Here is a 14,444-nt window from a genome sequence, read left to right on the forward strand (position 1 = left end):
TTTCGCCTTGCGAAGCGGGTTTCAGGGTTGCACATCGATCACGACCATCAGTCCGCCACCGCCCTTCTCTTCGACATTGTTGTTGGTCGTATGATGCCCGATATGGCAGTGGATCAGCCATTTTCCGGGCCGGCGTGCCTGCCAGACGACATCGTAGCGTTGCCCGGGTCCGACGTTGACCGTATCGGCAAGGAATCGTGCCGACTCAGGGATAGTCTCGCCGTCGCGGGCGACAACTTCGAATGGACCGCCATGGATGTGCATGGGGTGGATAAACCCATTATTGGTGCCGATGAAGCGCACTTTCAGCGTTTCGCCGACCTTCATCCTGATCGTGTCCGTTGACGGATAGGCTCGGCCGTTGATGGTGAAATAATTCGGCTGCCCGCCGTCCATCGGCATCGGCGGAAAAGTCAGGCCCTCACGCATCAGCCATTCCTGAAGCTGAATAACATAGTCGTGGTCGGCCGCAATCTCCTCCTGGGGATTGGCGGGATCGATGATGAGTGCGCCGTAGAGTCCGAGCGCCTGCTGGCGATCGACATGGTCATGCGAGTGATAGAAGTAGGTCCCCGATTGGCCCGCCGTGAATTCGTATCGGTAGCTGCCGCCGGGCGGGATCGGCTCCTGCGTGATCTCGGCCGGGCCGTCCATTTCGTTCGGCAGGATCAACCCGTGCCAATGGATGGTCGTGCTCTCCGGCAGCCGATTCGTCACATTGATGCGCACCCGGTCGCCTTGCCGGATATGCAGCCGCGGGCCGGGAACCTGCCCGTTGATCGCATAGGCGTCGACTTTCACGTCCGGCAGGATCGCCCAGCGGATGACCGAGGTTTCCAAGTCGAACACCTTTACCCCGTTCTCCATCCTGGCTTCCGGTTCCCGGTCGCCGCGAACCTCCAGGCCATGGCTGGCCGTGATCAGGCGAGGATGCACGGCGGCCATGTCCAGCATCGCTGCGGCCGGCGTGTCGCGGTCCATGATCATGCCGGGCGGCATGATGGCGCCGCCTACGTCTCGCGCGCTGAGGGTGAGATTCACCCAATTGGCCGGAGCGATCATGCCGAGCGCCAGCGCAAGCACGGAAACGCCGCCGAAGGCCGCGAGTTGCGGCACAGTTGCATCCGGCTCCATCCCGTGACCGCCATGCGGACCACGCGACCCGCCTCCCCCATTGCCGTGGGAGGAGCCATGGCCGGATCCATGATGGCCGGCCCCAGGGTTGCCACCTGGGCCGCCATGTCCAGGGTTGACGTGTTCGTCGAGGCGCGCGTGAGCGTGACGGTGCCCCGCCATCCCGGCTCCAGCGCCGCCATATACGTGCTCGCGCCCGCCTTCCCTCGCCTTGTCGAATTCCGGTTCGCGTTCGGTCATCAGCCCGTGCTTCAGGCCACGGGCCACCATCCATACGTTGGCAGGATATGCGGTGATGAAGCCAACGATCACGCCGAACGACATGACGCCCCAGAACAGAAGCTCGGTCGGCTCCATGGCCCGCATGTCGCTGCCCATCATCAGAAAGCTCATGACCGGCGCCATGCCCGCCATCATGAAATTCATGCTGATGAATTCCGGCATGAAGCTCTTGCGGACATTCTCCCAATAGGTGCCGCCCATCATCGATTTCATGAACAGCGACTGGAAGATGAACAGGCCGAATGCGAACCCGGCAATATACTCCACGATGAGATCGATCCACATCGGCAGCCCGAGAGCGGCGGTGATTGCCGCCGCGAGGATGATGCCGGTGGCGTCTCCGGCGACGCAGTGGATCGTCGAGCCGACGCCTTGCTTCCAGAGCGGCTTAGTGAACGCCTCGTGTTCGCCTGGCCGCGGCTCCTTGTCGGCCAGCACGTAAATCAGCAGCCCCAGCGGTCCCATATAGAGCGTGACTAGGATGAAGCCCCATTTCATCACCACGGGTTCGGGATTGTTGCGGAACTGATCCCACGCCACGTAAGCCGTGCTCAGGCCAGCAAGAACGAACCAGAATGCGAGGAAGTAGTCGACGGGCTGTACGAACACTGCAGAACTCCTGTCGGTTTTCTCTCCACTGACCTAGTCTGGCATTGCCTCTCCGGATCATCTGCGGCGGCTTCAGTTATCTCCTCGAAACCATGGACATAAGCTTTCCAGTTGCTGGAAGGTCAAGAGTTGCCGCCCAGCCAAATCGCCGATCCTTGCTTCCAAGAAAATGACAGAGAATGAGTTCCAAGGGCTGCTCCTTGACTCTTTGCTTTTTTCCCGGCACTTTTGATCAATAGGTCAGACCAATTTACCGATCCGGGATCAGCCAGATGATTCCGGTGAGGTGGAACTGGGTAACAATGCCGATCCAGGCCGTTGAACCGCGTCGACTTTACCGACAGATCGCCGACCAGCTCAGGCAGCTGATCGACGCGGGCGAATTCGCAGTCGGCGATCGCCTACCGACCGAGCGCGAACTGGCCGATCAGCTGGGCATCTCCCGCCCCACCGTCCGTGAAGCGCTGATCGCGCTCGAGGTCGAGGGGCGCATACGCATTCGCGTCGGTTCCGGCATCTATGTCACCGAACCGCCGCGGGCCGACGTTTTGACGGCAGAGATGGATGAAGGCCCGTTCGAGCTGTTGCGGGCGCGCGAGTTCCTCGAAGGGGCGATCGCCGCCGAAGCCGCCCTCCATGTTCGGCCGATCGACATCGAACATATGGACGACGTGCTGCGCCGCATGGAGGACATACCTCACCCGACCAGGATGACGATCGCGCTCGACCGAGAGTTCCATACGATGGTGGCGGGCGTTCTCGGAAACGCCGTCCTGGTGCGCTGCATCGGCGAGCTTTTCGACCAGCGCATGAACCCATATTTCGAACGCCTGTCGAGCTATTTCGAGAACAGGGATTCCTGGCGGGTCGCCGCGGAGGAGCATCGCGCGGTGCGCGACGCGATCGCGGCGCGCGACCCTGAAAGGGCCAAAGCCGCCATGCAGGAACATCTGCGTCAGTCGCAACTGAGATTCTCACGCAATTTCGGTGAGAAATCCGCGGCCAGGGAGGTCGCGGAATAGAGCATCGGACCCAAAAGCCTGCCCTCGGGCCCGACCCGGGGGTGGGAACCGGTTTTGGGAAAAACCGATGCTCAAACTAAAAGGTCTAGCAGTCGGCCGGGGGGAGATCCGGTCGGAGCAGTCAAATCCAACCTCAGGGAGGAACACAATGCTGAGAAAATACGGAATTCTACTCGGTGCGATCGCAGCAATCGCTATGCCTTTGGCTTCGGCCTCGGCGCAGACAGCTCTGAAATGGGCCCACGTGTATGAGACGTCGGAACCCTTCCATACCGAGTCCGTGTGGGCAGCGGAGGAGATTAAGAAGCGCACCCAGGGCCGCTACACCGTCGACGTCTTTCCGGCCTCGCAGCTCGGTAAGGAAGCGGATATAAACCAGGGCCTGACGCTCGGCACGGTCGATATCATCATTTCCGGGTCGAGCTTTGCGGCGCGCGAATATCCGCCGATCGGCGTCACCTATTTCCCGTATACCTTCCGCGACGCCGACCATTTGTTGAAATACACCAAAAGCGACGTCTACAAGGCGTTGACCAAGGGCTACGAGGAAAAGTCAGGCCATCACATAACGGCCACCACCTATTATGGCACGCGGCAGACCACCTCAAACCGGCCGATCGCCAAATGTGCCGATATGCAAGGTCTGAAGATGCGCGTCCCTGACGTTCCCGCCTATCTCGCCATGCCGCGCGCGTGCGGCGCCAACACCGCGCCGATCGCCTTCGCCGAGGTCTATCTGGCCCTGCAGAACGGCACCGTCGAGGCTCAGGAGAACCCGCTGACCACCATCGAGGCGAAGAAATTCTACGAGGTGCAGAAGCACATCGTGCTCACCGGACACATCGTCGATCACCTCAACACGATCGTATCACAGTCGCGCTGGGCCTCGCTTTCCGACGAGGACAAGCAGATCTTCACCGAGGTGATGCAGGAGGCAGCCGCCCGTGCCACGGCAAAGATCGTCGCGCGCGAAAAGGAATTGGTGCAGGTGTTCAAGGATCGCGGCATCACCGTGACCGACATCGACCGTGCCGATTTTGAAAAGAATGTTCTTGAGAAGGTCACGTTCGAGGAGTTCGGCTACAACAAGGCCGATTGGGAAGCGATCCGCGCGATTAAGTAGAGTATCGGGAAAATCAGGTGCTCAGACAAGGGGATAGAGCGGCAACCGGATTCGCCGCTTTAACCTGCCCGTCCGTCCGGTTCCATGTTGCGCCGGACGGCCTTTCCAATCCTTGACGACCTACCAGCTTCGGGAGCCCGCGCCAATGGCCGAGGAACACCATACCGAGATCACCGTCGAAGAGATCGCCCACGCTTTCGAGGAGGTGCCGATACACATTGATCTGTCGCACCACGGCATCGAGGACTGGATCACGCTCGCCGTGTTCTGGGGGATGGTCGTCTGTGTCTTCCTGCAGTTCTTCACCCGTTATGCGCTGAACAACAGCCTTGCCTGGACCGAGGAGATCGCCATCAACGCGCTCGTCGTCGTCGTCTTTCTCGGCGCCGCTATGTGCGTGCGCATCTCGCGCCACATCCATGTCGATGTGCTCTACCATTACCTGCCGGAGCGCGTCGGCCGCTGGCTCGCGCTTAGCGTCGACGTCATCCGTGTCGTCTTCTTCGCCTACGGGACCTGGCTGATGTGGCGCTATGTCTCGATCGTCGCGCACGAGCGGATGGTCACCATCAACCTGCCGCGCCGCTGGTTCTTCTACGCCGTCCTGGCGGGCTTCGCGCTGATGTTCGCGCGCTCGATCCAGGTCTTCATTGGCAACTACAGGCGTGGCTATTCGGTGCTCGAGCGCCCCGGTGCGTTCGAAACGGTGGGGGACTGAGCGATGCTGCTATTGGTCGGAGGCTTTCTGGTCCTGATGCTGATTGGCGTGCCGGTCGCCGTGTCGATGGCGGCAGCCTCGGTGCTCTACCTCGTCATCTATGGTGTCGCGCCCGACATCATCGCAGCCCAGCGCATGATTGCCGGGGTGGAGAGCTTTCCGCTGCTAGCCGTGCCCTTCTTCATCCTCGCCGGCAACCTCATGAACATCGCCGGCGTCACTGGCCGCATCTATGCCTTCGCCCTTGCGCTTGTCGGCTGGATGAAGGGCGGCCTGGCGCAGGTCAACATCATCGGATCGGTGATCTTCTCCGGCATGTCGGGCACCGCGCTCGCCGACGCCGCCGGCATCGGCACCATCGAGATCAAGGCGATGAAGGACCACGGCTATCCGATCGACGCCGCGGTCGGGGTCACCGCTGCCTCGGCGACGCTCGGGCCGATTTTCCCGCCGTCGCTGCCCTTCGTCATTTACGGCATGATGGCGAATGTCTCGATCGGCGCGCTGTTCATGGCCGGCATCCTGCCGGGCGTGGTCATGACCGTGCTGATGATGGTGACGGTCGCCATCTTCGCCTATCGGCGCGGCTGGGGTTCCGACACGCCGTTCGAGCTTCGGCGGCTCGCCGAAGCGGCGGGCGAGGTGCTGGTGGTGGCGGCCTTCCCGCTCGCCTGTTATCTGCTGGTGCAGCTTGGCCTGTCCACCAATGTCGCGGTCGGCATCGCGCTGCTGTTGCTGATTGCGGTCGACTGGTATTTCGACTTCTCCGCGGTCATGGCACTGATGACGCCGATCATCCTGATTGGCGGGATGACGATGGGCTGGTTCACGCCGACCGAGGCGGCGATGGCCGCCGTGATCTGGTCGCTTTTGCTCGGGCTGGTGCGCTACCGCACGATGACGCTGCGCACACTCGCAAAGGCGAGCTTCGACACCATCGAGACGACGGCCTCCGTACTCTTCATCGTCACCGCCGCCTCGATATTCGCCTGGCTGCTCACCGTCAGCCAGGCGGCACAGCTGTTCTCGACCTTCATCTTCGCCCTCACCGACAACATGTGGGTCTTCCTCATCCTGGTGAACGTCCTGATGCTGGTGGTCGGCTGCTTCCTCGATACGATTGCGGCGATCACCATTCTTGTGCCCATCCTGTTGCCGGTGGCCGCCGTGTACGGCATCAACCCGGTGCATTTCGGTCTGATCATGACGCTTAACCTGATGATTGGTCTCCTCCATCCGCCGCTCGGCATGGTGCTGTTCGTCCTGTCGCGGGTCGCCAAGCTGTCGGTCGAGCGTACGACCATGGCGATCCTGCCCTGGCTCGTGCCATTGATCGTCGCGCTGATCCTGATCACCTTCGTCCCCGCCATCACGCTGTGGCTTCCGACACAAATGGGACTGATCCGATGATCGATAACGCAGTCGCCGCGACGCTGTTCGGCCCCGAGGATCTGCGCGTCGTCGAGCATCCGCTCGGTTCCCTCGCGCTGGGAATGGTGCGCGTGCGTTTCGGCGCAGGCGGCATCTGCGGTTCCGACCTGCACTATTTCCGCCATGCGCGGACAGGCGATTTTGTCGTTACGTCGCCGCTCGTGCTCGGCCACGAGGTCGCCGGAGAGATCGTCGAAATCAACGCGGACGCGCCAGGACTTGCCGTCGGTGATCGCGTGGCGGTCAACCCATCGCGCTGGTGCGGACAATGCGCGCGATGCGCGGAGGGCCGCGCCAATCTCTGCGAAAACATCTATTTCATGGGCTCGGCGTCGAAAACGCCGCATATGCAAGGCGGTTTTGCCAGCGTGTTCGATGCCACGCCCGCGCAATGCGTCAAAGTCCCGCCTGATGTCGCCTACCAGGCGGCGGCACTCGCCGAACCGCTCGCCGTCAGCCTGCATGCTGTGGCACGGGCCGGCGACATCGCCGGCCGCAACGTCATCCTGTTCGGCGCCGGCCCAATCGGGCTTCTGACCATGCTCGCCGCCAGGCTCAAGGGATGTGGCGAGCTCACCGTCGCCGACATAGCCGAGGCGCCGCTCGCCTTCGCCAGCGAACTTGGAGCAAACAGGACGATCGACCTGTCCGGCGGTGGCGACGAACTCAAGGCGCTCGCGGCCGACAAGGCGATCGACGTCGCGTTCGAGATTTCAGGCACCGCTGCGGGTCTCGCGGCGGCGATCGCCAGCGTCCGGCGCGGCGGTACGGTCGTTCAGGTCGGCAATCTTCCGGGTGGTCAGATCCCGGTGGCGGCCAATGCGGTGATGGCCAAGGAAATCAATCTGAACGGCACGTTTCGTTTCGGCGCGGAATTCAACCAGGCGGTCGATCTCATCGTCGGCGGGGATATAGACGTCCTGAGACTGGTGACCGCCGAACGCCCCCTCTCCTCGGCCCGCGATGCGTTTCGCCTGGCCGCCGACCGCTCGCAGAGCGTCAAGGTGGTGCTGACCGCCGACTGAGGGTTTGCCCAGCGCCTGCCACCAGCTGTTATCAACCGTTCCCAGGCTCAGCGCGCCGGCCCGGTTTCCTTCCTGTCCGCCTGCTTGCGCGCCCGCGCAAACTGCAGCCCGGCGACGCCGGTGGCCGCAGCAAGCGCCAGGCCGATCGGAATGAGGCTCGAGGGCTGGTCGGCCTTTCTGAGCACGGCCACCACGTCATATCCGACATCCAGCCCAATGCGTTTGGCGTAGGATCCGAAATCGACATTGCTGATCATCAGCGCGTCGCCCACTTGCGTGATGGTAAGGCCGATGCCGCGCAGCCGCTCCAGCGGTTCGCCCGGCTCGCCGAGCGGCACGTTGACCGTTTTGCGTACATCTTCGCCCATAAGGTCGACACCCTCGACGACGAAATTGATGCGGCCATCGGCCGGCGTGCTCGCCACCGCCGGCAGGAACTCGCTCGCCGGCAATTCCTCGTAAGGCGGCGACACCTGATTGAGCCACCAGTCCGGCCGAAACAGCGTGAAGCAGATGACAAGCAGGGCCGCACTTTCCCAGAGACGGCTTTTCGTCACGAACCAGTTCATGGTCGCCGCCGAAAACAGCAGGATGGCGATCAACGACACCGTTGCCACCCAGATCGTCTGCGGCCAGGTGTCGACTCCGATCAACAGGATCGACGGATTGAAGATGAAGACGAAGGGCAGGATCGCCGTACGCAGCGAATAAAGCGCGCCCTGGAAGCCGGTGGCGATCGGATCTTCCTTGGAAATCGCCGCCGCCGCAAAGGCCGCCAGCCCGACGGGCGGGGTGATGTCGGCCATGATGCCGAAGTAGAAGACGAACAGGTGGACCGCGATCAGCGGGATTGGCAGTCCGGCCTGCGCCCCGAGATCGACCACGACCGGCGCCATCAGCGTCGCCACGAGGATGTAGTTTGCGGTGGTCGGAATACCCATGCCGAGCACAAGGCTGATCGCGGCGATGAGGATCAGCATCAGGATGACGTTGCCGCCGGAGATGAACTCGACGAGTTCCGTCATCATCAGGCCGAGACCGGTCAGCGTGATCGTGCCGACGACGATGCCGGCAGTGGCCGTGGCGATACCGATGCCGATCATGTTGCGGGCGCCGAGCGCCAGCCCGTCGATCAGGTCATCCCAGGCAGCCCATATTGAGGCGGCGAGGTTTTCGTTACGGAATACCGCCATCAGCGGCTTGCGGGTGGCGACGATACCGAGGATCGACAGGGTCGCCCAGAACGCCGAGAGGCCTGGCGACAATTGCTCGACCATCAGGCACCACAGAAGCACCGCGATCGGGATGAGGAAATCGAGCCCGGTCCGCGTGACGTCCCAGGCGCGCGGCAGTTCCAGGATTGGCGCGTTCGGATCGTCAAGTGCGAGGTCCGGATAGCGCGAGGAATACCAGACCGAGGCGACGTAGAGAGCGACGCCGGCGATCGCGAGCACCGGCGGCGCGTTTCCACCGAAGAGAGCCTGGATAGCAACGATGCCGTAATAAACGATACAGACGGCAAGAACGCTGCCCGACAGTCCCAGCCCCATCCGCAGCATCCGTTCCCTTGCCGGCGTCGGACGCTGCGGGATCGTCTTCAGGCCCATCTTTATCGCTTCGAGATGAACCATGTAGAGCAGCGCGATATAGGAGAAAACCGCCGGCAGCAGCGCGTGCTTGACGATCTCCGAATAGGGAATGCCGACATATTCGACCATCAGGAACGCAGCCGCGCCCATGACCGGCGGCATGATCTGGCCGTTGATCGAGGCTGAAGCCTCGATGGCGCCCGCCTTGACGCCGGAAAGGCCGGTGCGCTTCATCAGCGGGATGGTGAAGATGCCGCCTGAAACCACGTTGGAGACAGACGAGCCTGACACGACGCCGTTGAGAGCCGATGAGACCACCGCGACTTTCGCCGGGCCGCCGCGCAGATGGCCGAGCAGCGCGATGGAGATTTGCATCATCCAGTTGCCGGCGCCTGCCTTTTCCAGAAGCGTACCGAATAGGACGAAGAGAAAGACGAAGCTCGTCGACACACCAAGTGCAATCCCGAAGACGCCTTCGGTGGTCAGCCATTGATGGTTGAGAAACTTGTTGAGCGATGCGCCGCGATGCTGAATCACGTCCGGCATGTACTGGCCGGCAAAGGTGTAGAAGATGAAGACACATGCCACGACCACCATCGGAAGGCCGAGCGCGCGGCGCGTCGCCTCGAGAAGCAACAGGATGCCAACGGTGCCGGTAACGAGATCGAGCGTGGTCGGCTGGCCCGGCCGTCCGGAAAGCTGGACGTAAAAGAGAAAGAGGTAGGCGCCGGCAAACCCGCCGACCACGGCCAGCACCCAGTCGAGTAGCGGCACACGATCGCGGGGAGAGGATCTCAGCGCCGGATAGGCGAGGAACGTCAAAAACAGCGCGAAGCCGAGATGGATGGCGCGCGCTTCCGTATCATTGAGGATGCCGAAGCCGAACACGAACGGCAAAGGCGAAGCGTACCAGAGCTGGAAAAGCGACCAGGCAACTGCAACCCAGAGCAGGATTCGAGCGACTGTTCCGCTCGGACGCCGGCCACCCGTATCGGCCTCCGCGACGAGCTGTTCGAGCTCTTCGAGATCGACGCCGGCCGGTTGTTCTTTCACTTCGCTCAATGACGCCTCCTGTTGCGGATGGCCCCGGCGGGTCCGCTGAACCCGCCGGACAGTCGTCAGGTCACGAAGCCTACTTCAGCCAGCCCTTCTCCTTGAAGTATTTTTCAGCGCCCGGATGCAGCGGCGCGGAATTCCCTTCCGACACCATCTTGGCCGGGTCGAGCTTAGCGAAGGCCGGATGCAGCGACTTGAACTCGTCGAAATTCTCGAACACCGCCTTGGTCAATTGATAGACGCTCTCATCGGGAACCTTGGCCGAAGTCACCAGCGTGGCGAGCACGCCGAAAGTCCCGGTATCGTCGGGATTGTTTGCGTAAAGGCCGCCTGGGATGATCGCCTTGGCGTAGTAAGGATTCTCGGCGACGAGCTTGTCCACGACTTCTCCAGTCAACGGCACCAGCTTGGCGGCGCAGGTGGTCGTCGGATCCTGGATGTTCGCCGAGGGATGGCCGACGCCGTAGAAGAACCCGTCGATCTTGCCGTCGCAGAGCGCCGGGCCGTGCTCGTCAGCCTTCAACTCCGATGCGAGCGAAAAGTCGGCCAACGTCCAGCCCATCGCACCGAGCAGACGTTCCATGGAAGCGCGTGTCCCGGAACCGGGATTGCCGACGTTGAAACGTTTGCCCTTGAAGTCCTCGAATTTCGTCACGCCGGCATTCGGATGCGCCAGGACCGTGAACGGCTCCGGATGGATCGAGAAAACCGCGCGCAGGTCGGTATGGGCGCCACCATCCTTGAATGATTCCAGCCCCTTGTAGGCGTTGTACTGGACGTCGGACTGGGCCATGCCGAAGTCGAGTTCGCCTTCCTTGATCGTGTTCACGTTGAATGTCGATCCGCCGGTCGATTCGACCGAGCAGCGGATGCCGTGTGTCTTGCGATCTTTGTTGAGTAGGCGACAGATAGCACCGCCGGCGGCATAATAGACGCCGGTGACGCCACCGGTCCCGATGGTAACGAAATTCTGCTGCGCCATTGCGCTGGCCGAAAACAGCAGCGCCGCCGACAAGGCGGCGATCTGCGCTCCGTGGCGTGCAGTCCGGGCATGTTTCATCTGGTTCTCCCTTGGTACTTTGCGTGCCGTCGCGGCCGTCCGGTGTTTTAGTGTCAAGGCACGTCGATGCATGCTACGATTGTTGCGCTTTATCAATCAAGGGAAATGCTTGTTACAATGATTACGCGGGAGATGGGTTTCGACGCGCTTCTGGCGCGCATATTGACCGAACTCCCCGAATTGAGCTCGGAACTGCGCAAGGCGGCGCGATTCCTGGTCGATCATCCCGACGAGGTGGCGCTGGTTTCCATGCGGGTTCTGGCCGCGCGATCAGAGGTGACACCGACGACCTTCGTGCGATTGGCGCGGCGGCTGGGCTTCGGGGATTGGGCGGCGCTGCGCAAGCCGTTCGAGGACCGGCTGCGCTCAGGCAAGGCGCCTTTCGCGGCAAGGGCCGATGCGCTTGTCAAGCGCGGGTCCGAGGCGATTTTCGCGGAATCGCTAAGGACGACGGTTGCCAATCTGGCGGCGGCCGAAGCGGTCAACGGCAGCGAAGAAATAGCAAGGGCTTGCGCGATACTGGAGAAGGCACAGGGCATACGCGTCGCCGGGTTCCGAAGCTGCCGCGCGCCCGCCCACGCGCTCGTCTATCTCTGCCGGATGTTTCGGCGCGACGTCACGCTGCTCGGCGGCGACGGCGGTGCGATTGAGGCGGAACTCGCAGCGCTTGGAAAGAGGGAAGCGGTCGTCGCGATCGGCTTTTCGCCCTATTCGCGTGAACTCGGGCCGGTGATGGAGGCTGCGCAACGACACGGCGTTCCGATTGTCGCGATTGTCGACAGCGTGGCCGCTCCGATCGCGCGGCATGCCGACGTTACATTGCGATTCTCTACCGACAGCCCGTCCTTCTTCCCGTCGGTAGCCGCGGCTATGGCCATCGTTGAAGCGCTGGCTGCAACGATGCTGGCGCGCAGCGGGCCGGCCGCCGCGGCTCGTGTCAGGGAGACGGAACTGGAGTTACAGGCGTTCGGTGCCTATCTGCCGGAATGAAGAGCGCTGGCGCTATGCCACTGCAGCGTCTATCGCGTCGCCGAGCCGTTCAACAACCGCATCGATTGCTGCGGCGTCTATGATGAAGGGCGGCGCAAGCAGCACGTGATCGCCGCGGACGCCGTCGATCGTGCCTCCCGCGGGATAGACCAGCAGTCCGCGCATCATCGCCTCGCGCTTTACGCGCGCATTTAGTTTGCGGTCCGGATCGAACGGCTCTTTCGACGAACGGTCTTCGACCAGCTCAAGTCCCATGAAAAGGCCACGCCCGCGAATGTCGCCGATATGGGCATGGTTGCCGAACCGTTCGCCCAGTCGCCGCGAAAGATGTGCGCCCATCGCCCGAACATTGGCGAGCAGATCGTCGCGAGCGATCACCTCCTGGACGGCAAGCGCTGCTGCGCAGGCCATCGGATGGCATATGTAGGTGTGGCCGTGCTGGAAAAAGCCGGAGCCTTGGGCGAACGCGTCGAAGATGCGGCGCGAAAGCAACACCGCACCAATAGGCTGGTAGCCTCCGCCGAGGCCTTTGGCGATTGTCATCAGGTCGGGCGCGACACCGTCCTGCTCGCAGGCGTGCAGCGTGCCGGTGCGGCCCATGCCGCACATCACCTCGTCGAGGATGAGGAGCACACCGTAGCGGTCACAGATTTCCCGGATGCGCCCGAAATAGCCAGGAACGGCAGGCACCGCTCCTGCTGTCGCGCCGACGACAGGTTCCGCGACGAAGGCCATGACGGTGTCCGGACCGAGTTCGAGAATTTTATCCTCGAGCGCCTGAGCGGCGCGCAGCCCGTAGGTCTCCTCGCTCTCACCGGATTGCTGATAGCGGTAGGCATAGCATGGGTCGATATGATGCGTGTCGATCAGCAACGGGCGGAATTGGGCGCGGCGCCACTCATTACCCCCGGCAGCGAGAGCGCCGAGCGTGTTGCCGTGATAGCTCTGTCGGCGGGCGATGACGTTTCGCCGCTCGGGCTTGCCAGTTTCGACGAAAAACTGCCGTGCCATCTTGAGCGCCGCCTCCACCGCTTCGGAGCCGCCGGACACAAAATATGCGTGGCTAATACCTTGCGGCGCGCCAGCGACGAGCTGGTCGGCCAATGTCTCGGCCGGCTCGTTGGTGAAGAAGCTGGTGTGGGCATAGGCGAGCTTGTCGGCCTGTGCGTGGAGCGCGGCCGTAACGTCGGGATGGCCGTGACCGAGGCAGGAAACCGCCGCGCCGCCTGACGCGTCGATATAGGCGCGGCCATCGCGGTCGAAGAGTTCGATACCGTTGCCGCCAGCCGCGACGGGCAGGGTCGCATGGATCTGACGATGCAGGATGTGTGTCATGCTTTCCTCGATTGACGACGGCGCGATTTGGAGCAAACCATCATGCAACACATGTTACATAGTGCGCAATACTGAAACGATTGGACTGCACCTATGACCATCGACAGGGACGTGACCGGCCCCGGACTTATCGCACCAACTGCGATCGCCGTTGCGCCGAATGGTGGACGGCGTGGCAAGCAAGACCACCCTGCCCTGCCGATCGGCCCCCAGGAACTGGCCCGGACCGCCGCCGCCTGCCTCGAGGCGGGCGCCGCTATGATCCATACACATGTCCGCGATCGCGACGGCGGCCATTTGCTCGACGCGCACGCTTATCGCGAGACGACGAAAGCGATACGCGATGCGGTGGGCGAGCGGCTGATCATCCAGATCACCAGCGAAGCGGTCGGCCGATACCAGCCGGCCGAGCAGATGGCGATTGTTCGCGCTACCCGCCCTGAGGCGGTTTCGCTGGCGCTGCGCGAACTGGTGCCGGACGCTGCCCATGAGACCGCTTTCGCGGAGTTCCTGTGGTGGCTGAAGAGCGAGCGGATCGCCCCTCAGATGATCCTCTACGCGCCCGAAGAGGCGTCGGCCCTAGCCGCCATGCAGCAGCGCGGGCTGGTGCCCTTCGACGACATCCCGGTGCTCTATGTGCTCGGCCGCTACACGCCGGGACAGGTTTCGCGACCGGCCGACCTGCTTCCCTTCCTTGCGCATGACCGTCCGCGCTTCGCGCACTGGATGGTCTGCGCCTTCGGTCGGGAAGAAACCGCTTGCGTTACGGCCGGTGCGCTGCTGGGCGGCCATGCCCGCGTCGGGTTCGAGAACAATTTTACTCTGGCCGACGGCACAACCGCCAAGGACAATGCCGCGCTCGTAACGGCGACCAAAGGTGCCCTGACTGCTTGCGGCCTCAGGACCGCCCAGGCCAACGACCTGCGCGCCGCTTGGTCGATCCACCGCTAACCCTCGACCGTACACCTTGACGCAGGTTTCCTTTTCTCATGTAGCGCGGCGGCAAGATCCCGAGATGTAAGCGATCCGTAAGCGGCCTTCCGTCAGGATGAGAGCTTGGGCCATCTCCG

General features: G+C 62.6%; 11 protein-coding genes. 7 read left to right on the forward strand and 4 right to left on the reverse strand.

Annotated elements, in window-relative coordinates:
* Positions 1 to 21: 21 nt before the first annotated feature.
* On the reverse strand, positions 22 to 2,025 hold the full coding sequence (locus AC0L3L_RS11245; RefSeq protein ID WP_473637604.1) for a multicopper oxidase domain-containing protein: 2,004 nt from the start codon (positions 2,023 to 2,025) through the stop codon (positions 22 to 24).
* Between the two features lie 302 nt (positions 2,026 to 2,327).
* On the opposite strand from AC0L3L_RS11245, the gene AC0L3L_RS11250 reads away from it, so the two are divergent.
* From AC0L3L_RS11250 to AC0L3L_RS11270, 5 genes are all read left to right on the forward strand, one after another.
* Positions 2,328 to 3,047 (forward strand): FadR/GntR family transcriptional regulator, encoded by a 720-nt coding sequence (locus tag AC0L3L_RS11250; protein WP_473637652.1) that lies wholly within the window; start codon positions 2,328 to 2,330, stop codon positions 3,045 to 3,047.
* A gap of 148 nt (positions 3,048 to 3,195) precedes the next feature.
* Entirely contained in the window at positions 3,196 to 4,170 is a 975-nt protein-coding gene (locus tag AC0L3L_RS11255) for a sialic acid TRAP transporter substrate-binding protein SiaP (RefSeq protein ID WP_473637605.1), read from the forward strand.
* A 145-nt stretch (positions 4,171 to 4,315) separates the two neighbouring features.
* Complete coding sequence (locus tag AC0L3L_RS11260; protein ID WP_473488355.1) at positions 4,316 to 4,888, forward strand: TRAP transporter small permease; 573 nt, start codon at positions 4,316 to 4,318, stop codon at positions 4,886 to 4,888.
* Positions 4,889 to 4,891: 3 nt separating this feature from the next.
* On the forward strand, positions 4,892 to 6,298 hold the full coding sequence (locus AC0L3L_RS11265) for a TRAP transporter large permease (protein WP_473637606.1): 1,407 nt from the start codon (positions 4,892 to 4,894) through the stop codon (positions 6,296 to 6,298).
* Positions 6,295 to 7,344: an L-idonate 5-dehydrogenase gene (locus AC0L3L_RS11270; protein ID WP_473637607.1), complete on the forward strand. Its 1,050-nt coding sequence runs from the start codon at positions 6,295 to 6,297 to the stop codon at positions 7,342 to 7,344. Before AC0L3L_RS11265 ends, AC0L3L_RS11270 begins: the two co-directional genes overlap by 4 nt.
* Before the next feature lie 47 nt (positions 7,345 to 7,391).
* Here the strand turns inward: AC0L3L_RS11270 and AC0L3L_RS11275 are convergent, their stop codons facing one another.
* Together AC0L3L_RS11275 and AC0L3L_RS11280 are read right to left on the reverse strand one after the other, a co-directional pair.
* Positions 7,392 to 9,884, reverse strand: coding sequence for a TRAP transporter permease (locus AC0L3L_RS11275; protein ID WP_473637653.1), 2,493 nt, complete (start codon positions 9,882 to 9,884; stop codon positions 7,392 to 7,394).
* 181 nt (positions 9,885 to 10,065) lie between these two features.
* On the reverse strand, positions 10,066 to 11,049 hold the full coding sequence (locus AC0L3L_RS11280; RefSeq protein ID WP_473488358.1) for a TAXI family TRAP transporter solute-binding subunit: 984 nt from the start codon (positions 11,047 to 11,049) through the stop codon (positions 10,066 to 10,068).
* A gap of 117 nt (positions 11,050 to 11,166) precedes the next feature.
* On the opposite strand from AC0L3L_RS11280, the gene AC0L3L_RS11285 reads away from it, so the two are divergent.
* Complete coding sequence (locus AC0L3L_RS11285) at positions 11,167 to 12,039, forward strand: MurR/RpiR family transcriptional regulator (RefSeq protein WP_473637608.1); 873 nt, start codon at positions 11,167 to 11,169, stop codon at positions 12,037 to 12,039.
* A gap of 12 nt (positions 12,040 to 12,051) precedes the next feature.
* On the opposite strand, the gene AC0L3L_RS11290 is transcribed toward AC0L3L_RS11285, so the two are convergent.
* The gene (locus AC0L3L_RS11290) at positions 12,052 to 13,374 is read right to left on the reverse strand and encodes an aspartate aminotransferase family protein (RefSeq protein ID WP_473526759.1); all 1,323 of its coding nucleotides are present in this window, start codon (positions 13,372 to 13,374) and stop codon (positions 12,052 to 12,054) included.
* Between the two features lie 93 nt (positions 13,375 to 13,467).
* Between AC0L3L_RS11290 and AC0L3L_RS11295 the strand changes: the two genes are divergently transcribed.
* A complete protein-coding gene (locus AC0L3L_RS11295) occupies positions 13,468 to 14,325 on the forward strand; it encodes a beta-keto acid cleavage family enzyme (RefSeq protein WP_473637609.1) in 858 nt (285 codons plus the stop codon).
* Positions 14,326 to 14,444: the final 119 nt, after the last annotated feature.

The organism is Mesorhizobium sp. WSM4849 (genome assembly GCF_055811385.1).

What these genes read in the sequence shown, in the direction of transcription:
- AC0L3L_RS11250 (WP_473637652.1), top strand. Translation starts at nt 2,328, where the DNA reads ATGCCGATCCAGGCCGTTGAACCGCGTCGACTTTACCGACAGATCGCC.
- AC0L3L_RS11255 (WP_473637605.1), top strand. Translation starts at nt 3,196, where the DNA reads ATGCTGAGAAAATACGGAATTCTACTCGGTGCGATCGCAGCAATCGCT.
- AC0L3L_RS11260 (WP_473488355.1), top strand. Translation starts at nt 4,316, where the DNA reads ATGGCCGAGGAACACCATACCGAGATCACCGTCGAAGAGATCGCCCAC.
- AC0L3L_RS11265 (WP_473637606.1), top strand. Translation starts at nt 4,892, where the DNA reads ATGCTGCTATTGGTCGGAGGCTTTCTGGTCCTGATGCTGATTGGCGTG.
- AC0L3L_RS11285 (WP_473637608.1), top strand. Translation starts at nt 11,167, where the DNA reads ATGATTACGCGGGAGATGGGTTTCGACGCGCTTCTGGCGCGCATATTG.
- AC0L3L_RS11270 (WP_473637607.1), top strand. Translation starts at nt 6,295, where the DNA reads ATGATCGATAACGCAGTCGCCGCGACGCTGTTCGGCCCCGAGGATCTG.
- AC0L3L_RS11280 (WP_473488358.1), bottom strand. Translation starts at nt 11,049, where the DNA reads ATGAAACATGCCCGGACTGCACGCCACGGAGCGCAGATCGCCGCCTTG.
- AC0L3L_RS11295 (WP_473637609.1), top strand. Translation starts at nt 13,468, where the DNA reads ATGACCATCGACAGGGACGTGACCGGCCCCGGACTTATCGCACCAACT.
- AC0L3L_RS11290 (WP_473526759.1), bottom strand. Translation starts at nt 13,374, where the DNA reads ATGACACACATCCTGCATCGTCAGATCCATGCGACCCTGCCCGTCGCG.